Raw genomic sequence first — 21998 nt, 5'->3', positions numbered from 1 at the left:
TAGGCTCACCAACGTGAAACCCGAGCAATTGCACCTGCTGAACTCAGTGTCCGCCCCGGCAATCCACCCCGATGGAACCAAGGCGGTGGTATCCGTCACGAGGCCTGACTTTGACGCCGACAGCTATGTGGGCCAGTTGTGGAATGTTCCCCTGGACACCACCAAGTTTCCTCGACGCATCACGCGCGGCTTCAGGGACAGTTCGCCGGCGTTCTCACCCGATGGACTTGTCCTGGCCTTCCTTCGGAGTGACCCGAACGGCAAACCGCAACTGTACGTAGTGGAGGCAGCCGGCGGTGAACCGCAGCGCATCACGGACCAGCACGCCGGTGTAGGTGGTTTCGTGTGGGCGCCCGATTCGCACCGGATTGCCTTCGAGGCCCGGGTGCCGGAGCAGGGGCGCTACGGAACGGTCGACGGCGTCGGTTCCGGCGCCGAGGACGCCCGGCTTATCGCTGTCAACCAGTACAAGCAGAACGGCGTCGGTTATACCTCCGATCAGCGTCAGCAACTTTTCGTCGTTGAGGTCCCGGAGTTGGGCGGTGAACCTGCTGTTGCTCCGCGGGGGAGGGCCGCCCACGAACAGCCCACCAGGACGGCGACGGGGATTCCAACTGCCAAGCAGGTCACGTACGGTGACTCGGACCACGAGTCGCCGTGCTTTTCAGCTGACGGCACCCACCTTTACTTCATTGCCGCCCTCCATGAAGGACACGACGACGACCTCGTCACCGCTGTCTATCGGGTCGCCGCCGACGGCGGTCAGCCGACCGCCGTCGAACCTTTCAAGCAAAAGCTGCAGACTGTCACGGCCGTGCGTGCCTCCACAGACGGCCGGTGGTTGTTTTACGTGGCCCAGGACCTGGGTGACACCGGCAAGGACTTCGTGGCTCGAAATGCTGTTCTGTACGTCATGCCTATCGCCGGGGGAGAAGCGGCGGCCCTGACGGACGTTGAACATTTGGACGTATCGGGACCTCTGGAACCCAGCGGGCCGGCCAGCGTCCTGGTGCTGAACACAGCGCTGGGAAGTGTCGAACTGCTGGACGTCACGGCGGAGGGCGGGATCACCCCACTGGTCCATGGCAACCGTGTAGTTGTCGGGGCAACAGTGGCCGCCAACGGCGAAATTGCCGTGAGTTTCTCAGATGCCTCAACGGTGGGAGATGTCGCGTCACTGGAACGAGGAGAGATCCGCCTTCTCACGGACTTCTCAGCCGCCTTGCGCAACAACTCCCGTGTAACGGAACCCTTGGACTTCGAAGCCGAATCCACCGATGGACAACCCGTTCACGGTTGGGTGGTGCTGCCTGATGGCCCTGGCCCACATCCCGTCCTGCTCACCATCCATGGAGGCCCCTTCTCCCAATACACCGGCGCTTTCTTCGACGAAGCGCAGGTATACGCAGCTGCCGGGTACGCAGTTGTCATGTGCAATCCACGCGGGTCCTCCGGTTACGGACAAGCCCACGGGCGTGCCATCAAGGAACGCATGGGCACAGTGGACATGCAGGACGTGCTCGCGTTCCTGGACTCAGCGTTGGCTTCGTTTGCCGTCCTGGATGAAACACGGGTGGGGATCATGGGCGGTTCGTATGGCGGCTATCTGACCGCGTGGACCATCGCCCACGATCACAGGTTCAAGGGTGCGATTGTAGAGCGCGGTTTCCTGGACCCTGTCAGCTTTGCGGGTTCCGCTGATATTGGCTGGTTCTTCGGGACCGAGTACACCGGGGGAACCCCGGAACAGATGGCGGCCCAAAGTCCCATGGCTGTAGTCTCCCGCGTTGATACACCTACTCTGGTTATTCACAGCGAGAATGATCTACGCTGCCCCATGGAACAGGGTCAGCGCTACTACGCGCAGCTGAAGGCCCAAGGCGTGGAGACGTCATTGCTCATCTTCCCGGGGGAAGATCACGAGTTGTCACGGTCCGGGACGCCTCATCACCGCAGGCAGCGCTTTGATCACATCCTCCGATGGTGGGCAAAGTACCTTCCTACGGACGTGAACCGCAAGGAGGGCTAGCCATACAGTCCGGTTTCCGCCTCAGGGAAGGAATCCAAGGGCCCGTCGTGCCTCATCAATGTTCGGCGCGAACCAGCGGGCGGAGTGCTCAGCATTACTGGACAATGAGCGCAGTTCGGCCCGGTCCAGGTACAGGATGCCCTGAAGGTGGTCTGTTTCGTGCTGCACGATTCGCGCCTGCCACCCAGAGAACCACTCTTCCACGGGCTCGCCTGCTGGATTGGTGTAGCGCAGCTCCACGTTCCGGTGACGCGTCACTACAGCTTGGTATCCGCTGACGGAGAGGCACCCTTCATAAAATGAGGCAGTTTCTGTTCCGAGGGGACGGTACTGCGGGTTAACGATGGCGAAGAACTCCAATGGTTCCCTGTGACGCACCGCCGCCGACTCCGGGTCCACCTCATATTTGTCCTCCAGAACGGCCAGCTGCAAGGGGATTCCCAGCTGGGGAGCGGCCAATCCGACACCCGGGGCGTCGTGCATGACTTCCTTCATGCGCTCCAGGAAGGCCGCCAACTCGGCATCGTCAATTTGGCCGTCGTAGGGGGCCGCCAGCTGGCGCAACACGGGGTGCCCGGCCTGCACGATGGACGGAAGCGCTTCTGCATCAAGCAACCTGCGGACCGCGTCCCGTATCTGGGTTGGGTTATAGTCCGTGGCGGGGCTCGTGGCCTCAGGGTGAGGTTGGTGGGTCATACAGTGAGCCTAACGCGATGAAGGCAATCCCGACGGTGGGCTAGGCTCGACGAATGATCGATTCCACCCCTCTGGATTGTGTACTCGGGTTTGTTCGAACGGTTGAAGCCGGCGGCGGAGCTGCTGAACTGCGGCCCTTCCTGGCCGACGATTTCATACTCACTGAGTGGCCGCATGCCTTGTCCAAGACGGGCTCCACGCGGAACCTGGCCGAGACCTTGTCTGGCGCCGACCACAGCAAGGACATTGTCTCCGATCAGCGCTTTGACGTGGTCCGCACTACGAGCCAGGAAAACCGAGTGGTGCTTGAAATGAACTGGTCGGCCACTTTGCTGCTTGACCTTCCGCACTGGGACCGCGGCGATACCATTCGCGCCAGGAGCACTGCCGTTTTCGAGCTGCGTGATGGGCTGATCATCAGCCAGGACACGTACGACTGTTACTACACGACGCCGGAATAGCTAGCGCCCCGGAAATACCTAACGCATGGTGAAGCGGCGCTCCACCAGTTCTGAAATTGCCGGTATGGCCAGGGCGCTTGCGAAAAGCGTGTTCCTTGCCGACATGGCGGGAGGCGGGAGCGGTCTGCCCAGGGCCATGTTGAGGCCGGCCTGACGTGAAGCGCGAAGCGCCGCTTTCCTGCGTGACTTCTCGAAATTTGCCACATCGCGTCCTACGTCGGCACCCCGAAAGGATGCATCAATGATGGGGGCCAGAGCTGCAGCATCCAACCAGCCAAGGTTCATGCCCTGCCCGCCGATGGGGCTGATCTCGTGAGCGGCATCCCCCAGCAACACCACCCTGCCGTGAACCATGCGCTGAGCCAGCCGCGAACGTACTTCGAAAGCGCTCAACATCGAATTGCCGGCTGTGTCCAGTACCTCACCGGTCCTGGCCGTGACCAGGTGGGCCAGCCCCGCCGCCGTCGGGTTCTTGTGCGGTGCGCCCAGCCTGACGACCCATCTGCGGATGCCTCCTGGCAGAGGAAATGACTCCACGATTCCTTCGGGTTCCAGGTACAACACGGCGTCGGCGCCATGCCCCGTGTCATCCGGGAAATCGCCCATGATGTAACAGTCCGGATAGCTGCGGAACGGCAAGGCCGGCAGGTAGTGCGGACGGATGGTTGAGTGCGCTCCGTCTGCGGCTATTACCAAGCGTGCATCTGCTTCCAGGCTCCCGGAAGGTGAAACCCCGCGAACGTGTAAGGTTTCGCCGCCGTGGTTGATCTCCTGGACATCGACACCCCGGACGATGGCGCCGGCATCCAGATCCCGTACCGCCAGCTCCAGAACTTCCTCGGTGAACGTCTGCGGGACGGCAAGGATGAAGGGAAACGCAGCGTCGCCGTCGAACGCGAGCTCCGCCACCCGTCGTCTCCGGCTGTAAGCCACGCCGCGCTGGATGTGGACTCCGGCAGCCATGAGTTCCTCGGCAACTCCAGCCCGCGCCAGCTCGGCCAAGGCCGGGGGGTGGATTCCGATCGCGCGGGAACGGTTGCTCCTGCCCCTTCGACGCTCCAAAATGCGGACCTGGTATCCCCGTTGAAGCAGCAGGACGCCCATGAACAGGCCCACAGGGCCGGCCCCCACAATCACAACGTCAGACACGGTTCTCCCCGCGGTGTTCGGTAAGGGCCTGGGGAAGAGCATGGACAAGGAGATGATGCCACGGTCCGTTTGGTTCCACGGTCCATGGGGCCGGGACTGCTGCTTTCAGTTCCGCCGCGGTGTAACTGCGCCTGATGGACGTCAAACCATCCCCGCAGATGTACGAGCCCACGCCCAAAGGCCAAAATCCTGCCAGGAACAAGAAGTATGCGATATTGCTGCGATTGAGGTCGTTATGGAGGCAAAGTCCCCGGCTCAACAACTCCGAATCGTGGAGGACCGCCGCAAGTTGCGCGGGATCGAGGTGGTGGAGGATGTGGTTGGAGATGACGACGTCAAACGTCCGGCCTTCCGCGACGAGCTCTGAGCTGTGCGCCTGACGGTAGCTGACCCCCTCCATACGAGGGGCTTGGGATGCAAAGGCGAAGGCTCTCTCATCCGGGTCGACCGCTGTCACTGTGAGCCTGAAGCCATCCCGTCGGGCCCACTTCGCGAGGCTCCGTGCCACATCTCCGCTGCCGCATCCGATGTCCAGCAATGACACCGCACGATTGGCTGCCAACAGCGGCCGAAGTCGTCGACGATACGTCCGGTGCCACCCCGAAAGCAGCCTGTTCACCACCGGGAAGCGGGCGTAAGTCCTGTTGAGGCGCCTGGGGTCGCAGTCTTCCCTGTCCATCTCCTCGACGGCGTCCAAATCCCTCTCTTGTAGGGATCCCCAGGGACTCACAGCGCAGGCGAGACCAGCGTAAAGAGTCCCGTTTCAACTGTCAGGCCCGGGCCGAACGCCATGGAACAGATCCTTTCCTCACGTTCGCTGACCGACCGTTCAAGCATGTACTTCAGGACGAACAGCACAGTAGCGCTGCTCATGTTCCCGTATTCCCTCAGCGTTTCCCGCGCGGGAACCAACTGTTCCTGGGTGAGTTCCAACTTGGACTCCACCTTGTCCAGGATGCTACGGCCGCCGGGATGGATGGCCCAGTGGGTAATGTCCCGGTAAGGGAGGCCGGCCAAGGAAGGCTCCCTGGCAAGCAGCGGCGCAAGGGCACCAGTGATGTGTTCCTCAATAATGTGCGGGACGTACGAGCCCAGCACCATCTCGAACCCTTCGTCACCGATGTTCCAGGCCATGGCTTCCTCGCCCACAGGTGTCAGCACGGTTTCAAAGTGGTCCAGGCGGATGGCCGGTTCCGGCCCCTGCAGCTCACGCGCGGTCACGACGGCGGCCGCCGCGCCGTCACCGAAAATCGCCGACCCCATGATCGTGTCGGGATCGTTCGAGGTCCTCACATGCAGGGAGCACAGTTCAACACAGATCACCAGGACAACCGCGGCGGGGTCAGCGACGCAGAACTGCTTGGCCGCCTTGAGGGCGGGGAAGGCTGCGTAACAGCCCATGAAGCCAAGATGGTACCGCTGCACTGCGGGGTTGAGCCCCAAGGCCCTGACCACCTTGTAGTCCGGACCAGGGTTGAAGAACCCTGTGCAGGACACGGTGATGACGTGCGTGATGTCATCGAGGTCGATCCCGGGCGCCTGGGCCACTGCGGCCTTGCCGGCCTCCACGAACAATTTGGTGGCTTCAGTTGCAAAGATCTCGTTGCGCACTTTAGTGCTGGGGCTCAGAACCCGGTTGGTTTCGGGGTCGAAAAACTGCGGATTCTCGGCACGTGCATCAAGGCTGAGCTCCGCTACCGCGGTGTACCGGGTGTCAATTGCCGCAGAGTCGAAACACGTACTGACCAGTCGGGTACCCAGCCGCGTTAGGCCTGGCTGTGATGCGAAGACGTCACGGGCTTGCTGCTGTACGAGGATGGTTTGCGGAACTGCGGTTTCAAGGGACCTCATGTATACCGGCATGCTTCATTCTTAGCGAGTAAAGCTGGGAAGACAATGGCAGAATCGATCGTACTGACCGAGGTTGGTCAGTAAGAACCAGGCGACGCCGACGGGGGACTGTTGGACCGCGCCGCCTAACAGATGGAGAAATGATGACTATTGCTGCGAGTACCGACAAGCAATCTCCTGCATGGCACGCGGCCGATACCCATGATCTGATCCGGGTTCAAGGCGCACGCGAAAACAACCTGAAGGACGTCAGTGTTGAGATCCCGAAGCGCCGACTGACGGTCTTCACGGGTGTTTCCGGTTCCGGGAAGAGTTCGCTGGTCTTCGCCACCATCGCTGCAGAGTCGCAGCGCATGATCAACGAGACCTACAGTGCTTTTGTCCAGGGCTTCATGCCGTCCCTGGCCCGGCCAGATGTGGACGTGCTCGAAGGACTGACGACGGCCATCATCGTGGACCAGGAACGCATGGGCTCCAACCCGCGCTCTACCGTGGGCACCGCCACCGACGCCAACGCCATGTTGCGTATCCTGTTCAGCCGGCTTGGCCAGCCACACATTGGTTCGCCCAACGCCTATTCCTTCAACGTGCCCACGGTGAAGGCCAGCGGCGCCATCACCGTGGAACGTGGCGAAGGCAAAACGAAGACCGAGAAAGCGACCTTTAACCGGCTGGGTGGCATGTGCTCCCGCTGTGAGGGCATGGGTTCGGTCAACGACTTCGATCTCACGGCTCTCTACGACGAGACCAAATCCCTGAGCGAAGGCGCCCTGACCATTCCGGGATACACCATGGATGGCTGGTATGGGCGCATCTTCAGTGGCTCAGGGTTCTTCAATATGGACAAGCCCATCTCCAAGTTCACCAAGAAGGAACTGCACGATCTCCTCTACCGTGAACCCACCAAGATCAAGGTGGAGGGCATCAACCTCACGTACGAGGGCGTGATCCCCAAGATCCAGAAGTCGATGCTCAGCAAGGACGTCGATGCTTTGCAGCCGCACATTCGTGCCTTCGTGGAACGGGCCATTACCTTCACCACGTGCCCGGAGTGTGAAGGCACCAGGCTGAGCCCCGAGGCGAGGTCTTCCAAAATTAGAGGCAAGAGCATCGCGGATGTCTGCACCATGCAGATCAGCGACCTCGCAGGCTGGGTTCGCGAGCTTGATGAACCCTCCGTAGCTCCTTTGCTCAAGGGCCTCCAGCACCTTCTCGATTCTTTCGCCGGCATCGGATTGGGTTACCTGTCCCTTGACCGGCCGGCCGGCACGTTGTCCGGGGGAGAGGCCCAGCGGACCAAGATGATCCGGCATCTGGGGTCGTCCCTCACGGACATCACCTATGTCTTTGACGAACCAACCATTGGGCTGCACCCCCACGACATCGAGCGCATGAACCAGCTGCTGCTGCAGCTTCGCGACAAGGGCAACACAGTGCTGGTGGTGGAACACAAGCCGGAAACCATCGCGATCGCGGACCACGTCATCGATCTGGGTCCTGGCGCCGGCACCGGAGGCGGCACCGTGTGCTTCGAGGGTGACCTTGAGGGATTGCGGGGGAGCGACACAATCACGGGTCGCCATCTGGACGATCGCGCATCCATCAAAGACAGCGTGCGATCTGCCTCCGGCCACTTGGAAATCCGTGGTGCCTCCACAAACAACCTCAAAAACGTCGACGTCGACATTCCCCTTGGCGTTCTTTGCGTCCTCACCGGGGTGGCCGGCTCGGGCAAGAGTTCACTGATTCATGGTTCCGTAGCCAAGCGGGACGGTGTCCTGGTGATCGATCAGGGTGCCATTCGGGGATCCCGCAGAAGCAACCCCGCCACGTACACGGGACTCCTGGAACCCATTCGTAAGGCGTTCGCCAAGGCCAACGGCGTCAAGCCTGCGCTCTTCAGCTCGAACTCCGAGGGCGCGTGCCCCACGTGCAATGGAGCGGGTGTCATTTACACGGATCTCGGTGTCATGGCCACTGTCGAGTCGCCCTGTGAAGAATGCGAGGGAAAGCGCTTTCAGGCCTCTGTTCTAGAGTATCGACTGGGGGGTCGCAATATTGCAGAAGTGCTTGCAATGTCTGTAGATGAGGCTGAGGTTTTCTTCAGCGAAGGCGAGGCGCGGACCCCGGCTGCCCACAAGATTCTCGATCGTCTTGCCGATGTTGGACTGGGCTACCTGACGCTTGGGCAGCCGCTGACCACCTTGTCCGGCGGTGAGCGCCAGCGGCTCAAGCTGGCGACGCAGATGTCCGAAAAGGGAGAAATTTACATTCTCGACGAGCCGACCACCGGCCTGCACCTGGCCGATGTCCAAAATCTGCTGGGCATGCTGGATCGTCTGGTTGCAACCGGAAAGTCGGTGATTGTCATCGAACACCACCAAGCCGTCATGGCACATGCCGACTGGATCATCGACCTCGGACCAGGCGCCGGACACGACGGCGGCAAGATCGTTTTCGCCGGAACGCCGGCTGAGCTTGCGGCCGGGCAGTCGACGCTGACGGGCAAGCACCTGGCTGCGTACGTCTCAAAGTAACGTCCTTGGTGTGGTCGTTGCGACGGCGCTCGAAGCGACCACATCAGCCGCTCCCCAGATCCTCTCCAAACTGGCATGCACGGTTATTCATGAGCCGGGAGTAGCTGGCCTTGGAGGATACGTTACCTAGTTAGAGCTGCCTGTCTGGGCTGCATCTCGCCCAGGCCGATACTACGTGTCGTCATCGATGGCGAGTTGGCGGAGCTCGGCCAACACAATGCGAAGTTGATGGGCGTCGAAGTACTCCGGACCGTCTCCCGGGGCATAGAGCGAAAGCGCGTAAAGCAGATCGTCCATTTGTTCATCGTCGAGGTGCTCCTCGATGAGGACGCCTTCCAGCTCCTGTGCCACGATTTTGGAATCGTCACCGTCCAGGATCCTCTTGGCCAAGTCTAGAAACCTCTCGGAAGCCTTCATTGGATCATCATGGCATCATTCAGCAACGGCGGTCTTGGCAAGGAACGGGCGTTCTGGCAGCTACTTCTACTCCCGCGGGTTTAACGCCGATAATCTACATTATGTAAAGTTGAACTGTGATTATTGCATCTGATGTGTGATCACCCCTCCTCTGCCCTTCGGATCCTTCACCCGCTGGCATCACCTGCGACGCAACAGGATATTCTCTACAGACGGGCCGCTAATTCAACACAGTTATTCAAAGAATTCGACGGAATTTGCAGAACTAAAAATTTCGACCATCCTGCCAACTTTGAGTAGCCAGCAAAATTCGCGGGTTGCAACACAAACAGGGTGGGTGTTCCCTCAAAGAGACACCCACCCTGCCTTTATGGATAATGTCTAATCGGAGGGCGTGGCGCCAGAACGTCGGCGTGCAATCACTACCGAGGCGGCGCCCGCTGCCAGCACGCCTGCTCCAGCCAGCCCCCAAACAATGAGGCCGGGATCAGTAGCCAACTTCTCCGGCCCTACTGCCGCACGAGCGTCCGTGACGCTGGAGACAGCAACGAAGTCGGAATCATGGTTGCCACTCCCCTTACCGTTGCCATTGTTTCCGCGTCCGTGGTTGCCGTTGTTTACAGCCACCCGTGCAGAGCGAGTAACTCCGGACTCTGAACCAACGGCTGTAATCATGAAGCTTCCGGCGTCTTCGAAGGTGACGCTCGTAGTAATGGCGCCTTCACCGTTGGCGATAACGCTGAAGTTCGCTGGAGCGCTCCCCTGTGGTCCACCCCTCTTCTCGAAAGTGATGTTGACGGTTTCGCCTGGGAGGTATCCGCCGGCGGCGAAGGTGATGGTTTCACCGCGGTCAATCGTGCCGTCCGAGACGGTTCCTTGCTCATTGCCTGGCGCCGGGTAGGTGCTGGCTACGGCTGGTGCAATACCAGCGAACATGACGGTTCCCGCAACCATAAGAGTTGTGATGGTCTTTTTCATTTGTTTCCCTTGAGATCAATGAGTAAATCTACGTAAATGACGGCGTAACCGCTACGTAAATAACTTGTGGAACCCCCATATGCAATAGCAAGCGAAACGTTATCACGCAGATGTTGCCGCGACAAGGCGGGATTGAATGATTACAAAGCCCTAACCAAGCGTTTAGTTGACACAACTATCTCACTTTCTTCATTTCTCATACAGTATTTGTGACAAAATCAACGGGCTCTGTGACAAGCAGGCGAGCTCCAGCCGTGTGCTCAATCGGGCCGGGAACCAAAAAGGATGCCCACCCGGTAATCCGGATAGGCATCCCTGTTGTTGTCCTAAGCCGCCGGACTTCGGCCGGCAACGAGCAGAGTTATTGAGCCTGCTGCGCTCCTGCAATGTTGACCAGCCAGCCGATACCGAACTTATCCACGCACATTCCGAAAGTGTCACCCCAGGGCGCCATCTCAAGCGGCACGGTGACCGTGCCGCCATCCACCAGCTTGTCCCAATACCCGCGAAGTTCCGCCTCGTCCGATGAGTCTCCGCTCAAGGAGACCGAAATGTTGTCACCGGGGTTGTACGCCATGCCGTTTGGGGTATCCGCGGCCATCAGCGTCAATCCGCTCGGAGATTCCAGCATGGCATGCATGACCTTGTTCGCCTCGGCTGGATCTTCGCTGGCCTGATAGTCGCCGAAAGTGCTGATGTTCAGTTCACCGCCAAAGACGGATTCGTAAAAAGTGACTGCATCCCGGGCGTTGTCCCGAAACGAGATGTAGGGGTTGAGGCGGGTTGTCATTGGTCAGTTCTCCTCGTTTGTAGTGGTGATGGTCACACATCGGTGTGCGGCAATGTTAACAGCGCCAACACGCGCCTGTCCCCCATTGCTTTCAGTCGCCGTCGTACGCCTTTTGGAGGATATTGATGTCGAGTTTCCGCATCTTCAACATGGCCTCCATAGCGCGCTGAGCACCTGCGGGATCGGGACCGCTCAACAGTCCCGACATGGCCGTGGGAACGATCTGCCACGACAATCCGAACTTGTCCTTAAGCCATCCGCACTGGCTCTCCTCTCCCCCGACCAGAAGCGCGCCCCAGTACCTGTCAACCTCCTCTTGGGAGTCGCAGTTCACAACCAGCGAGACCGCCTCATTGAACGTGAAAGCCGGTCCCCCATTGAGCCCCAAGAACTCCCTGCCCTCGATCTTGAATTCAACAGTCAGGGTGGTTCCATCGGGCCCGGGCGTCGTTTGCCCCATGGACGAATGATCGAACGTCGATGTGTAGAACTCGGCCGCTTCGCTCGCTTGCCCGTCAAACCATAAACAGGTGGAAATCTTCTGCATGTGCCGCTCCTCCAAGGTAGCCGGGAACTGCTTTGTCCCCCGTCAGGCTAGTACCGTGTGATCGCCCACACAACGCCCGACGGCGAGTCCAAGGGACCACTCATGCGGCACCTGGCGCCGAGGTACTGAAGCACTTATCTTCTGCTCAGTCCCCCGCCGTGCGGATCCGGCTCACCAGACCCACGGTGTTGGCCTCGCTATCCTCAATGAACGCCATCCATTCTTCCGAACCGGCCGGCCCCAGAGTGCCGTCCTCGTGCGCATAAATCATGTGCGGATCGGCGATGATACGGACTCCACGGCGCCGAAGTGCTGCCACTGTTCCGTCAAGATCTGCCACTTCGAGGTACAGCAGCGACGACGGTGCACCTTTCTCCAGCAGGAGGCGGACTCCACCCACATCAAAGAACAGGAGACCAGGGGGATCAAAGAGGGCGCTCGGCTCGGCGTCCAAGAGTGCAGCGTAGAAGGCAGCTGCCCTTTGAAGGTCGTCGGCGTGCTGGGCCACCTGAACAAATCGCATGGTCTCCTCCTGGTTGGGCTGACACATGGGCACTTGCGCTCATGGTGGCGGCCCAAGGGGCGATACGCAAGAGCTGCGGCACGGGCGCCAACTTCGCGCCGGAGGGACACCCGGATAGTGTCATGAGTATGTCTTCCCCATCACGACTCTGGATCCCCGCAGCCATTGCCGACCTTTTGCTGGTTCTTGTCTTCGCCGCCATCGGCCGGGACGCGCACGCCCGCGGAGATATTATTTCGGGAGCTTTTGCCACAGCGTGGCCGTTCTTGGCCGGAGCAGCCATCGCTTGGGCGGTAACGCGTGCATGGCGCTCACCCTTGGGCATGTGGCCATCCGGGGTGTGCATATGGATCGGCGCAGTAGTGGTGGGCATGTTGTTGAGGGCAGCCACAGGCCAAGTCGTGGTGCTGCCGTTCGTGCTGGTGGCTTTGATCACCCTCGGCGTCTTCCTTCTGGGATACCGGCTTCTCGCAGCGATGCTTTTGCGGGCATCGCGCAAACGGCAACGCCGGGTGTGATCAAGCCCCTGCCGAAAGGAATGCACTAGGCTGGAAAACGTCCGCAACGATGCATTTTCCGGAAAGGCCCCACGTGATCACCGCTTTCGTCCTGATCAAGACCGATGCCTCGCGCATACCGGAGACCGCCGAACAAATCTCGGCTATCCAGGGCATCAGCGAGGTCTACTCCGTCACGGGCGAGTGGGATCTTATCGCGGTTGCCCGGGTCAGCAAGCACGACGAGCTCGCAGATGTGATCGCCGATCGCCTGTCCAAGGTTGCTTCAGTGGTTCACACCACTACTCACATAGCCTTCAGGGCATATTCACAGCATGACCTGGACGCAGCCTTCGCTCTCGGATTCGAGTAACAGCAGGACTGCCGGTCATCAGCTTTGGCTGAGGGCCGTCCACTTGGCGAGTACTTCGGCGGCTTTGCCGGAGTCGACGGATTCTGCTGCCCGGGCGAATGCGGTGCGCATCCGCTGCTCAAGGCTTCCTTCGGCATGGAGATCGATGGACACCAAGCCAGCCGCGGCATTCAGAAGAACTGCGTCACGCACCGGACCGGTCTTACCATCGAGGATCTCTCGAACCACGGCCGCATTAGCGGCAGCGTCGCCTCCGCGAAGGTCTGCAACTGTCGACGGGCGGATTCCGAGATCGGCCGGCGTAAACACCTGCTCCTTGACTGTTCCGTTCCTGAATTCCCAGACGGTCGATGGCCCGGTAGGGGTCAACTCGTCCAGGCCATCGTCACCCCGGAAGACCAGGCCCCGGCTGCCGCGTCGGGCCAGCACCCCGGCCACCAACGGCGCCATGCGAGCGTTGGCTACGCCCACGGCCGAGGCCTGAACATGTGCAGGGTTGGTCATCGGTCCCAGGAAATTGAACGCAGTGGGCACAGCCAGTTCACGGCGAGGAACAGCTGTGTGGCGGAACGATGGGTGGAAGACCTGGGCAAAACAAAATGTGATTCCCGCCTCTTCGGCGTTCCGTGCCACCTGCTCGATCGAAAGATCCAAGCGGACACCCAAAGCCTCCAGAACATCGGCCGAACCCGAAGCGGAAGAAGCAGCCCTGTTGCCGTGCTTCACAACCTTGGCCCCGGCGCCGGCAGCCACGAGCGCGGCCATGGTGGAGATATTCACGGTGTTCAGCCGGTCTCCCCCAGTTCCTACGATGTCCAGCTTCTCACCGGAGATATCGATCGGATTGGCGTGCTGAACCATGGCCTCAACCAGGCCGGCCAGCTCTTCCACCGTTTCCCCCTTGGCGCGGAGTGCCACCAGGAAGCCGGCGATCTGCGCCGGAGTCGCTTCTCCGGCCATGATGGTGTTCATAGCCCACTCTGTGTTGCCCACTGCAAGGTCGTCGCCGTTGATCAGTGCAGAGATGAGGCCTGGCCAGGTATTGCTGGCTGCAGGTGCCGATGCCGGAGAAGTCACTCCCTGATGCTATCGAGCCAGCCACGCCGATGACCAATGTGAACCCGACCGGGAACTTTTCCGCGCGAATTCGCGTCTTTGTAGAAAAAGTCTCCCGAATCGGTGGTTTGCATTGGGAACTCTGGACTTTTACAGACATAATGTCCTTGTGACATCTGCGACCCATGCCCCCAGTACCCCGGCGCACCCGACGCTGAACCGCCCCAACTTGGTTTCTGTTGGAACCGTAGTTTGGCTGTCCAGTGAGTTGATGTTCTTCGCCGGCCTCTTTGCCATGTACTTCACCCTGCGCTCCACATCCGGAACGATGTGGGCCGAGGAGACGGCCAAGCTCAACTTCCCGTTTGCGCTCGTCAACACCATCGTCCTTGTGGCAAGTTCCTTTACTTGCCAGATGGGCGTCTTTGCCGCCGAGCGGCTCGAGCCGCGCCGTACCGGTGGGCTCCTGCAGTTCACGCGTTGGGGCATGACCGAATGGTTCTCCCTCACGTTCGTCATGGGTGCCTTCTTCGTAGCCGGCCAGACCATGGAATACGCGATGCTCGTCTCCGAGCATGTATCCCTGTCGTCCAACGCTTACGGCTCGGCCTTCTACATGACCACAGGCTTCCACGGCCTTCACGTCATTGGCGGCCTGATCGCGTTCCTGTTCATCATCGGCCGCGCGTTTGCAGCCAAGAAGTTCGGACACTTTGAAGCGACGTCGGCGATCGTCACCTCGTACTACTGGCACTTCGTTGACGTTGTGTGGATCGGCCTCTTCCTGGTCATCTACGTCCTCAAGTAAGCCCGGCTTTGACTCTTTTTCTACAAGAGGCAGAATTTCAAGAAGCGGCTCACGGAGCCGACGCAGGATCGAATAAAGGAACCACCACGTGAAGGCACTCTCGCAGAAGCGACGTCACCCACTGGCAGCCATTGCGCTGTTGCTGATGGGCCTCCTCCTCACTGGTGGGCTGTACGCCGTTGCCACAACTGTCAACCAGGCCAAGGCCAGCACCACAAGCTTCAGCGCAAGTGACGTAGAAGAAGGCGGCAAGCTCTTTGCCGCCAACTGCGCCACCTGCCACGGCATGGGTGCCAGCGGAACCCAGGACGGCCCCTCGCTGGTCGGCGTGGGTGCTGCTGCAGTTGACTTCCAGGTTGGCACCGGCCGTATGCCCATGCAGATGAGCGGCCCGCAGGCCCAGCAGAAGCCCGCCCAGTTCAATGCGGAACAGACTAAGCAGCTCTCTGCTTACGTTGCATCCCTCGGCGCAGGTCCGGCCATCCCCGAGGAACACCTCCTCGACGGAAAGGGAGACGCAGCCAACGGTGGCGAACTCTTCCGTGTCAACTGCGCCATGTGCCACAATGCCGCCGCGGCCGGTGGCGCCCTGACCCGCGGCAAGTTTGCCCCCGCGTTGGCAGGTGTGAGCCCTGAGCACATTTACGAGGCCATGGTTACCGGTCCGCAGAACATGCCCGTCTTCAGTGACTCGAACGTCACCCCTGAGGACAAGCGCGACATCATCACCTTCCTGAAGACCATCGAAGCCAACGGATCCCCCGGTGGCGCGGACCTTGGCTCGCTTGGCCCGGTATCTGAAGGCCTGTTCGTTTGGGTTGCCGGCTTGGGTGTCATCATCGCATTCACGATCTGGTTGACGTCCCGCACGTCTTAGTCCGGACAGGACAAAACTTCTGCTGCAGGTCAGCAGTTTGAAACTGAAAATAACTCGGCCCCGGCCGAGACAACGAGAGAAGGATGAGGCGAATTATGGGCAACCATAGTGACGGCAGTCCGAACCACTCGGGCACCGTAGCTACGGCTGGTCAGAATGAGGTGGAGAAGTTCCAGGATCCTGGGCTCCCTCCGCATCGTTTGCGCCTGGCTGACACGGACCCGGTAGCCGCAAAGCGCGCCGAGCGTCAGGTAGCCATTCTGTTTGGCACCTCTGTAATCGGTACGCTGGTGTTCCTGGTGGCATACTTTGCCATTGACTTGGGCGAAGATACCTCCATTGCGACCATCCGCACCCAGAACCTCCTTCTGGGGCTCGGTACGGCCTTTGCAATGCTGGGAATCGGCACCGGAATCGTGCACTGGGCCAAAGCCCTGATGCCCGATCACGAAGTGTCTGAAGAGCGCCACGCTATCCGTACTGAAGAAGATCGCCAGGCAGCAGTCCGCATCGTCGACGACATCGTGGACGAGACCGGCATCAAGCGCCGCCCGCTGATCCGCAACACCCTTCTTGGTGCCGTTGCACTTGCTCCTCTGCCTGCCCTTGCCATCTTCGGCGATTTGGGCCCGCGGCCGGACAACGCTTTGGCACATACGATGTGGGCGCCCGAGGGCGACAAGCTCAAGCGACTGACCCGCGACCCTGATGGCACCCCCATCAAGGCTTCGGACGTCACCATCGGTTCTGCCTTCCATGTCATCCCCGAAGGCCTCAATGAGCTCCACGAAGGCAAGCTGAACGAAAAGGCCAAAGCCGTCGTTCTCCTGATGCGCCTGGACCCGGACTCCTTGAACCCCTCGGAGGGACGCGAAAACTGGAGCTACAACGGCATTGTTGCTTACTCCAAGATCTGCACGCACGTCGGTTGCCCGGTTGCTCTTTACGAGCAGCAGACGCACCACCTCCTGTGCCCCTGCCACCAGTCCACGTTTGACCTCACGCAGGAATGCAAGGTCATCTTCGGACCGGCAAGCCGTCCGCTCCCCCAGCTGCCCATCGCAGTTGACGCAGAGGGCTACCTCGTCGCCACCAGCGACTTCAGAGAACCTGTAGGACCGAGTTACTGGGAGCGTGACGAGCATGAGCGCCTCATCAACAGCTGAAGCCCCCTTCGTTCCGAAGACCAAGGTTGGTAGTTTCACCAACTTCGTGGACGAGCGTGTTGGCGGCTCCGGCATCCTGCGCGAGTTCGGCCGGAAGGTCTTCCCCGACCACTGGTCGTTCATGTTCGGTGAGGTGGCGCTGTACTCCTTCGTCATCTTGCTGATGTCAGGTACCTTCCTGACCTTCTTCTTCGATCCGTCAATGGCGGAAACCCACTACCAGGGTTCCTACACACCGCTATACAACGTCGAAATGTCTGTTGCCTACAGCTCTTCGCTGAACATCTCGTTCGACGTCCGCGGCGGTCTGTTCATGCGTCAGGTTCACCACTGGGCAGCTCTGCTGTTCGTGGCGTCTCTGGGTGTGCATATGCTGCGCGTCTTCTTCACGGGCGCTTTCCGCAAGCCCCGCGAAATGAACTGGGTTGTGGGCGGCGTGCTGCTCATCCTGGCTATGGCTGCCGGCTTCACGGGCTACTCACTCCCCGATGACCTGCTGTCCGGCAACGGCCTGCGCATCATTGACGGTGTTATCAAGTCCATTCCGGTCATCGGAACGTACACGTCGTTCTTCCTCTTCGGTGGAGAGTTCCCGGGTACGGCTATCATCGGCCGTTTGTACGTGCTGCATATCCTCCTGGTTCCGGCGCTGATCCTCCTGATGATTGTCATCCACCTCTTCATGGTGGTCGTGCACAAGCACACCCAGTACCCCGGTCCCGGCCGCAATGACGGCAACGTCGTCGGCTACCCCCTCGGCCCGGTATACGCTGCCAAGGCCGGTGGATTCTTCTTCATCGTCTTCGGTGTCCTCGCCCTCATGGCGGCAGCCTTCACGATCAACCCGATCTGGAACTACGGCCCTTACGACCCCTCCCCGGTTTCGGCCGGTACCCAGCCTGACTGGTACATCGGGTTCGTCGACGGCGCCTTGCGCCTCATGCCGGGTGTCATCAACGACTTCCATTTCGAATGGGTCATCTTTGGACGCACCCTGACGCTGAATGTTCTGCTTCCGGCACTCGTGCCCGCGGGAATCATCTTCACCGTGCTGTTCATGTACCCCTGGATCGAACGCTGGGTCACCAAGGACAACCGCGAACACCATGTTCTGGACCGTCCGCGCAACGCCCCGACCCGCACCGCGATCGGCGTTGCAGGCTTCACCTGGTACTGCGTGATGTGGGCAGCCGCTGGTTCCGACCTCATCGCAACGCACTTCCACGTGTCGTTGAACGATGTGACGTACTGGCTCCGGACGCTGTTCTTCATCGGCCCGGTTATCGCCTTCATCGTGACCAAGCGCATTGCACTGGCCCTCCAGCGCAAGGACCGCGAAATTGCACTTCATGGCCGTGAGACAGGACGCATTGTCCGACTCCCCCATGGTGAGTTCATTGAGGTTCACGCCCCGCTGGATGAGTACAAGCGTTACAAGCTCGTCGGGTTCGAATCACCTGCTCCCATCCCGGCCCAGCCGAACGAGCACGGAGTGGTCACCCGCAAGGAGAAGCGCCGCGCGGCACTTTCCCGCTGGTTCTTCGAAGACCGTGTTGCCCCGGCGACACCGGCGGAACTCGAAGCAGCGCACGCTCATGGCCACCACGAGGCCATCGCAGCTGGTGAAGACCAGAAGAGCCTGAGCCACTAGCGCTTAGCTCTCAAACATAAGGGGAAGGGCCCGGTCCGCATGGACCGGGCCCTTTTCTTATGTCTTTTGTCCTACCCCACGAACATCCAGGGCTACGGGTAGCACATGGTTATTGGGTGCGGTACCCCGACGAGTAGTTTCGGGTGGGACGAATGCCGGGGCGTTGCAAGGGAACCCAAAGTTTATAGCGGTCAGCCCTGTAGTACGAGACCGAGTAGTCCACCATTGCCCGGGCAACGAAGGCGTGACGCTGGATCTTGAGCAGCGGGGCGCCGACATCGACGTTGAGAAGTCTGGCAGTGGACGGAGACGCCGCAGTGGCCTCGATCATGTCCTCACCCCACTCCATGACCAGGCCAAAGCGTTCGCTCAGGACGTTGTAGAGCGAGGTTGGAGGCGCCTCATCGAGCAAGCCTGGCACCCGGTGTGCTGGAATGAAGTTCTCATCCACGCTCATGGGTTCGTTGTCAGCCAACAGAAGCCGCCTGAAACGCACCAGCGGTGTGCCTTCTTCGAGTTGCAGCTCCCTTGCAAGGAATGCACTGGCAGCGATTTGTTCGAAGCTTAGAACCTTAGCGGCGGGCACCATACCTCGGCGCTGCATCTCCTCGCTGTAGGAGGTCAACTTCACCTGTAGATCCAGCTTTGGCTTCCTGACGAAGGTGCCCAGCCCCACCACGCGCTCTATGACTTCTTCGCCAACCAAAGCATCAATGGCCTGACGAACAGTCATCCTGGCCAGTCCGAACCGTTCCGATAGATCCCGTTCAGAGGGCAGCGCAGAACCGGGCGGGCAGGACTGGGCAATAAACGACCGTAAAATCTCGCGTAGCTGAACGTAGATGGGTGTGCCGCTGGCGCGGTCGATCTCGCCGGCAATGCTTGCTGCTTCAGCCACGGCAGTCTTCCAGCAATTGAGTCATGCTTCAAGGATAATTCAGCCGGCCGGAGGTCTAGACCAGTGGGGCTGAATGTGGAACGGGTCCGGCCCCTGCGGCTACGCTGGTATGGATCATTTTTCAGGCGGGCGATCCGTCGTACCAAAGGAGCTGGGTTGCCGGAGCAGAAAACCTTCGTCGCCGCAGAAATCGGGCTGCACGCTCGGGCGGCCGCAGTATTTGTCCGAGCCGTCACCGAAACAGGACTGCCGATCACTATCCGCAAGCAGGACGGCCTGCCCGTGGACGCCCGCTCGCTTTTGGAGGTCATGACAGAGGACTTTGAACAGGGGTGCGAAGTTTTCCTCGCAGTAGCTCCAGAGGCACTCAGCGCCGGTCACACTCTTCCCGAGGTCGAGAATGCCCTCGTCGCTCTCTCGGCTGTCCTGGAGGGCACACAAGCCCGCTGACAGCCCCTCAGCTCCATCAGACCACCTCGGCGTCGCCAGAGGGTCGGAATCGGAAACAGTACTTAAAGACGAAGGGCCCCACCAAGAGGTGGGGCCCTTCGTTGTACTACAGCTACTTAGTGGGCGTGATCGCCACGGCTGTACTCGAAGACCCAGCCAACCAAGGCAATCAACGCAAGACCGCCAGCAACGTAGGTTACCCAGAAGCCGATGGCGAGGCCGAGGAATCCACCGGCACAAGCCAAACCGAGAACCAGCGGCCACCAGCTCCAAGGGCTGAAGTGCCCCTGCTCGCCGGCGCCTTCGTGGATCTCTGCGTCGGGGCGGTCTTCGGGACGCAAGCCAATTCGCTTACCCGTGAACCCGAGGTAGGCACCAATCATGCCGGCAAGTCCACCGACCAGGAGGATGCCCAGGACACCAACCCATTCAGACCATTCCGTCAGGAAACCATAGGCGATGGCTACGGGGACGAAGAAGAAGACACCGGCTCCGAAGAGCCACGATTCAATTTTCATTTGCTGACGTCCCTTTGGTCGGCGTTACCCAAGACAGCTGCTGCGGGTGACGGGGCCTCGGCGGTGTGAACCTGCGCCAACTCCGGGTGGTGAAGGTCCAGAGCCGGGCGCTCGGAGCGAATACGGGGCAAGGAGGTGAAGTTGTGGCGCGGCGGCGGGCAGGAAGTTGCCCATTCCAGCGAAGCACCGAAGCCCCACGGGTCGTCCACTTCCACCTTCTTGTTGCTGCGCCAGGTGATGTAGACGTTCCAAAAGAACGGCAGGAGCGAAGCGCCAAGGACGAAGGAGGAAATGGTGGAGAACTGGTTCATCCACGTGAAGTTATCCTGCGGCATGTAGTCGGCGTAACGACGCGGCATACCCTCAACGCCCAACCAGTGCTGGATCAGGAACGTGCCGTGGAAGCCGAGGAACAGCAGCCAGAAGTGGATCTTGCCGAGACGCTCGTTGAGCATCTTGCCGGTCCACTTGGGCCACCAGAAGTAGAACCCTGCGAACATGGCGAACACGACCGTACCGAACACCACGTAGTGGAAGTGGGCTACAACGAAGTACGAGTCCGATACGTGGAAGTCCAACGGTGGCGAGGCCAGGATGATGCCTGTGAGGCCACCGAAGAGGAACGTCACCAGGAAGCCGATGCTCCAGAGCATGGGCGTCTCAAAAGTGATGGAACCCTGCCATAGGGTGCCGATCCAGTTGAAGAACTTCACGCCCGTGGGAACTGCGATGAGCATGGTCATGAAGGCGAAGAACGGCAGCAGCACTGAACCGGTCACATACATGTGGTGGGCCCACACAGTAACGGACAAGGCGGCGATGGCGATCGTTGCGTAGACAAGACCCTTGTAGCCGAAGATCGGCTTGCGGCTGAAGACCGGGAAGATCTCCGAAACAATGCCGAAGAACGGCAGGGCGATGATGTACACCTCGGGGTGACCGAAGAACCAGAACAGGTGCTGCCAAAGGACTGCACCGCCGTTTTCGGGGTCGAAGATGTGGGCACCGAAGCGGCGATCCGCACCGAGTGCGAACAGTGCTGCAGCAAGCGGCGGGAAGGCCATCAGGACCAGGATCGCGGTAACCAGCGTGTTCCAGGTGAAGATGGGCATGCGCCACATGGTCATGCCCGGGGCGCGCATGCAAATGATGGTGGTGATGAAGTTGACGGCACCAAGGATTGTGCCGAAGCCGGAGAGGGCAAGGCCGAAGACCCAAAGGTCACCACCGACGCCGGGACTGAACGTCGTGTTCGACAATGGCGCGTAGGCGAACCAACCAAAGGAGGCAGCACCCTGGGGGGTGATGAATCCGGAAACAGCGATGGTTGAACCAAAGAGGAAGAACCAGAAAGCCAGGGCATTCAGTCGCGGGAATGCAACGTCGGGCGCGCCGATCTGCAGCGGCATGATCACGTTGGCGAAGCCAGCGAACAGAGGCGTAGCGAACATCAGGAGCATCACGGTGCCGTGCATGGTGAACATTTGGTTGTACTGCTCTTTGGTCTGCAGGATCTGCATACCGGGTTCGAACAGTTCAGCACGAATCAGCAGCGCCATGACGCCACCGAGGCAGAAGAACACGAATGACGCAATCAGGTACATGTACCCGATGGTCTTGTGGTCCGTGGAGGTAATCCAGTTGACGACGATGCGTCCCTTGGATTTAGGAACTACGGGAGCTTCTAGGACCCCCGGTGCGGATTGAGTGTACGTAGCCACGTCGC

The 21998-nt window shown here is 60.2% G+C and carries 23 protein-coding genes; 10 read left to right on the top strand and 13 right to left on the bottom strand.

The window, feature by feature from the left end:
* Window positions 1–13: 13 nt before the first annotated feature.
* On the top strand, window positions 14–2029 hold the full coding sequence (locus AC1RJY_RS10575) for a S9 family peptidase (protein WP_014921936.1): 2016 nt from the start codon (window positions 14–16) through the stop codon (window positions 2027–2029).
* 21 nt (window positions 2030–2050) lie between these two features.
* On the opposite strand, the gene AC1RJY_RS10570 is transcribed toward AC1RJY_RS10575, so the two are convergent.
* Complete coding sequence (locus tag AC1RJY_RS10570; protein WP_210063790.1) at window positions 2051–2725, bottom strand: peptide deformylase; 675 nt, start codon at window positions 2723–2725, stop codon at window positions 2051–2053.
* A 53-nt stretch (window positions 2726–2778) separates the two neighbouring features.
* Between AC1RJY_RS10570 and AC1RJY_RS10565 the strand changes: the two genes are divergently transcribed.
* A complete protein-coding gene (locus AC1RJY_RS10565; RefSeq protein ID WP_011774881.1) occupies window positions 2779–3186 on the top strand; it encodes a nuclear transport factor 2 family protein in 408 nt (135 codons plus the stop codon).
* A gap of 18 nt (window positions 3187–3204) precedes the next feature.
* Here AC1RJY_RS10565 and AC1RJY_RS10560 read toward each other — a convergent pair whose 3' ends face one another.
* The 3 genes from AC1RJY_RS10560 to AC1RJY_RS10550 are packed head-to-tail and all read right to left on the bottom strand — an operon-like array spanning window position 3205 to window position 6198.
* Window positions 3205–4335 (bottom strand): FAD-dependent oxidoreductase, encoded by a 1131-nt coding sequence (locus AC1RJY_RS10560; protein ID WP_498602266.1) that lies wholly within the window; start codon window positions 4333–4335, stop codon window positions 3205–3207.
* Window positions 4328–5065, bottom strand: a complete 738-nt coding sequence (locus tag AC1RJY_RS10555) for a class I SAM-dependent methyltransferase (RefSeq protein ID WP_498602265.1) — start codon at window positions 5063–5065, stop codon at window positions 4328–4330. Before AC1RJY_RS10555 ends, AC1RJY_RS10560 begins: the two co-directional genes overlap by 8 nt.
* Entirely contained in the window at window positions 5062–6198 is a 1137-nt protein-coding gene (locus AC1RJY_RS10550) for a type III polyketide synthase (protein WP_011774884.1), read from the bottom strand. Before AC1RJY_RS10550 ends, AC1RJY_RS10555 begins: the two co-directional genes overlap by 4 nt.
* A gap of 131 nt (window positions 6199–6329) precedes the next feature.
* Here AC1RJY_RS10550 and AC1RJY_RS10545 point away from each other — a divergent pair, with 131 nt between their 5' ends.
* Window positions 6330–8723 carry an ATP-binding cassette domain-containing protein gene (locus AC1RJY_RS10545; protein ID WP_498602295.1) on the top strand — a complete coding sequence of 798 codons (2394 nt, stop codon included), beginning with the start codon at window positions 6330–6332 and terminating at the stop codon, window positions 8721–8723.
* A 171-nt stretch (window positions 8724–8894) separates the two neighbouring features.
* Here the strand turns inward: AC1RJY_RS10545 and AC1RJY_RS10540 are convergent, their stop codons facing one another.
* The 5 genes from AC1RJY_RS10540 to AC1RJY_RS10520 all read right to left on the bottom strand — a co-directional run bounded on the left by AC1RJY_RS10540 (window position 8895) and on the right by AC1RJY_RS10520 (window position 11978).
* Entirely contained in the window at window positions 8895–9113 is a 219-nt protein-coding gene (locus AC1RJY_RS10540) for a hypothetical protein (protein ID WP_498602264.1), read from the bottom strand.
* A 408-nt stretch (window positions 9114–9521) separates the two neighbouring features.
* Window positions 9522–10118: a hypothetical protein gene (locus tag AC1RJY_RS10535; RefSeq protein WP_498602263.1), complete on the bottom strand. Its 597-nt coding sequence runs from the start codon at window positions 10116–10118 to the stop codon at window positions 9522–9524.
* A gap of 361 nt (window positions 10119–10479) precedes the next feature.
* Entirely contained in the window at window positions 10480–10908 is a 429-nt protein-coding gene (locus AC1RJY_RS10530) for a VOC family protein (protein WP_210063787.1), read from the bottom strand.
* A gap of 91 nt (window positions 10909–10999) precedes the next feature.
* Complete coding sequence (locus AC1RJY_RS10525; protein ID WP_210063786.1) at window positions 11000–11455, bottom strand: VOC family protein; 456 nt, start codon at window positions 11453–11455, stop codon at window positions 11000–11002.
* Window positions 11456–11600: 145 nt separating this feature from the next.
* Window positions 11601–11978 (bottom strand): VOC family protein, encoded by a 378-nt coding sequence (locus AC1RJY_RS10520; protein WP_043806109.1) that lies wholly within the window; start codon window positions 11976–11978, stop codon window positions 11601–11603.
* Window positions 11979–12106: 128 nt separating this feature from the next.
* Here AC1RJY_RS10520 and AC1RJY_RS10515 point away from each other — a divergent pair, with 128 nt between their 5' ends.
* Both AC1RJY_RS10515 and AC1RJY_RS10510 read left to right on the top strand, forming a co-directional pair.
* On the top strand, window positions 12107–12496 hold the full coding sequence (locus AC1RJY_RS10515) for a DUF3054 domain-containing protein (RefSeq protein ID WP_011774889.1): 390 nt from the start codon (window positions 12107–12109) through the stop codon (window positions 12494–12496).
* A gap of 73 nt (window positions 12497–12569) precedes the next feature.
* Window positions 12570–12848: an Lrp/AsnC family transcriptional regulator gene (locus AC1RJY_RS10510; protein ID WP_014921945.1), complete on the top strand. Its 279-nt coding sequence runs from the start codon at window positions 12570–12572 to the stop codon at window positions 12846–12848.
* 18 nt (window positions 12849–12866) lie between these two features.
* Here AC1RJY_RS10510 and trpD read toward each other — a convergent pair whose 3' ends face one another.
* On the bottom strand, window positions 12867–13925 hold the full coding sequence (gene trpD, locus AC1RJY_RS10505) for an anthranilate phosphoribosyltransferase (protein WP_011774891.1): 1059 nt from the start codon (window positions 13923–13925) through the stop codon (window positions 12867–12869).
* Between the two features lie 148 nt (window positions 13926–14073).
* On the opposite strand from trpD, the gene ctaE reads away from it, so the two are divergent.
* From ctaE to qcrB, 4 genes are all read left to right on the top strand, one after another.
* Window positions 14074–14712 (top strand): aa3-type cytochrome oxidase subunit III, encoded by a 639-nt coding sequence (gene ctaE / locus AC1RJY_RS10500; RefSeq protein WP_081589141.1) that lies wholly within the window; start codon window positions 14074–14076, stop codon window positions 14710–14712.
* A gap of 88 nt (window positions 14713–14800) precedes the next feature.
* Window positions 14801–15589 (top strand): cytochrome bc1 complex diheme cytochrome c subunit, encoded by a 789-nt coding sequence (gene qcrC, locus AC1RJY_RS10495; protein WP_011774893.1) that lies wholly within the window; start codon window positions 14801–14803, stop codon window positions 15587–15589.
* Between the two features lie 95 nt (window positions 15590–15684).
* Window positions 15685–16755 carry a cytochrome bc1 complex Rieske iron-sulfur subunit gene (qcrA, locus tag AC1RJY_RS10490; RefSeq protein ID WP_043470287.1) on the top strand — a complete coding sequence of 357 codons (1071 nt, stop codon included), beginning with the start codon at window positions 15685–15687 and terminating at the stop codon, window positions 16753–16755.
* Window positions 16733–18406, top strand: coding sequence for a cytochrome bc1 complex cytochrome b subunit (qcrB, locus tag AC1RJY_RS10485; RefSeq protein WP_014921947.1), 1674 nt, complete (start codon window positions 16733–16735; stop codon window positions 18404–18406). The genes qcrA and qcrB overlap by 23 nt, the downstream gene beginning before the upstream one ends.
* 109 nt (window positions 18407–18515) lie before the next feature.
* Here qcrB and AC1RJY_RS10480 read toward each other — a convergent pair whose 3' ends face one another.
* Window positions 18516–19304, bottom strand: a complete 789-nt coding sequence (locus tag AC1RJY_RS10480; RefSeq protein ID WP_498602262.1) for a GntR family transcriptional regulator — start codon at window positions 19302–19304, stop codon at window positions 18516–18518.
* Window positions 19305–19460: 156 nt separating this feature from the next.
* Between AC1RJY_RS10480 and AC1RJY_RS10475 the strand changes: the two genes are divergently transcribed.
* Entirely contained in the window at window positions 19461–19754 is a 294-nt protein-coding gene (locus AC1RJY_RS10475; RefSeq protein ID WP_187329876.1) for an HPr family phosphocarrier protein, read from the top strand.
* 116 nt (window positions 19755–19870) lie between these two features.
* On the opposite strand, the gene AC1RJY_RS10470 is transcribed toward AC1RJY_RS10475, so the two are convergent.
* Entirely contained in the window at window positions 19871–20272 is a 402-nt protein-coding gene (locus AC1RJY_RS10470) for a cytochrome c oxidase subunit 4 (protein WP_011774898.1), read from the bottom strand.
* On the bottom strand, window positions 20269–21993 hold the full coding sequence (gene ctaD / locus AC1RJY_RS10465) for an aa3-type cytochrome oxidase subunit I (RefSeq protein ID WP_011774899.1): 1725 nt from the start codon (window positions 21991–21993) through the stop codon (window positions 20269–20271). The genes AC1RJY_RS10470 and ctaD overlap by 4 nt, the downstream gene beginning before the upstream one ends.
* Window positions 21994–21998 lie beyond the last annotated feature (5 nt).

Source organism: Arthrobacter sp. GW822-FHT05G07 (assembly GCF_058799755.1).
Note: the sequence above shows the minus strand (reverse complement) of the source record. Positions and strands in the feature narration are given on the sequence as shown.

Bases quoted from the DNA above. Each gene is read 5' to 3' on its own strand.
- AC1RJY_RS10570 (WP_210063790.1), bottom strand. From the start codon at position 2,725: ATGACCCACCAACCTCACCCTGAGGCCACGAGCCCCGCCACGGACTAT.
- AC1RJY_RS10565 (WP_011774881.1), top strand. From the start codon at position 2,779: ATGATCGATTCCACCCCTCTGGATTGTGTACTCGGGTTTGTTCGAACG.
- AC1RJY_RS10550 (WP_011774884.1), bottom strand. From the start codon at position 6,198: ATGCCGGTATACATGAGGTCCCTTGAAACCGCAGTTCCGCAAACCATC.
- AC1RJY_RS10545 (WP_498602295.1), top strand. From the start codon at position 6,330: ATGACTATTGCTGCGAGTACCGACAAGCAATCTCCTGCATGGCACGCG.
- AC1RJY_RS10535 (WP_498602263.1), bottom strand. From the start codon at position 10,118: ATGAAAAAGACCATCACAACTCTTATGGTTGCGGGAACCGTCATGTTC.
- AC1RJY_RS10530 (WP_210063787.1), bottom strand. From the start codon at position 10,908: ATGACAACCCGCCTCAACCCCTACATCTCGTTTCGGGACAACGCCCGG.
- AC1RJY_RS10525 (WP_210063786.1), bottom strand. From the start codon at position 11,455: ATGCAGAAGATTTCCACCTGTTTATGGTTTGACGGGCAAGCGAGCGAA.
- AC1RJY_RS10520 (WP_043806109.1), bottom strand. From the start codon at position 11,978: ATGCGATTTGTTCAGGTGGCCCAGCACGCCGACGACCTTCAAAGGGCA.
- AC1RJY_RS10515 (WP_011774889.1), top strand. From the start codon at position 12,107: ATGTCTTCCCCATCACGACTCTGGATCCCCGCAGCCATTGCCGACCTT.
- qcrA (WP_043470287.1), top strand. From the start codon at position 15,685: ATGGGCAACCATAGTGACGGCAGTCCGAACCACTCGGGCACCGTAGCT.
- qcrB (WP_014921947.1), top strand. From the start codon at position 16,733: ATGAGCGCCTCATCAACAGCTGAAGCCCCCTTCGTTCCGAAGACCAAG.
- AC1RJY_RS10470 (WP_011774898.1), bottom strand. From the start codon at position 20,272: ATGAAAATTGAATCGTGGCTCTTCGGAGCCGGTGTCTTCTTCTTCGTC.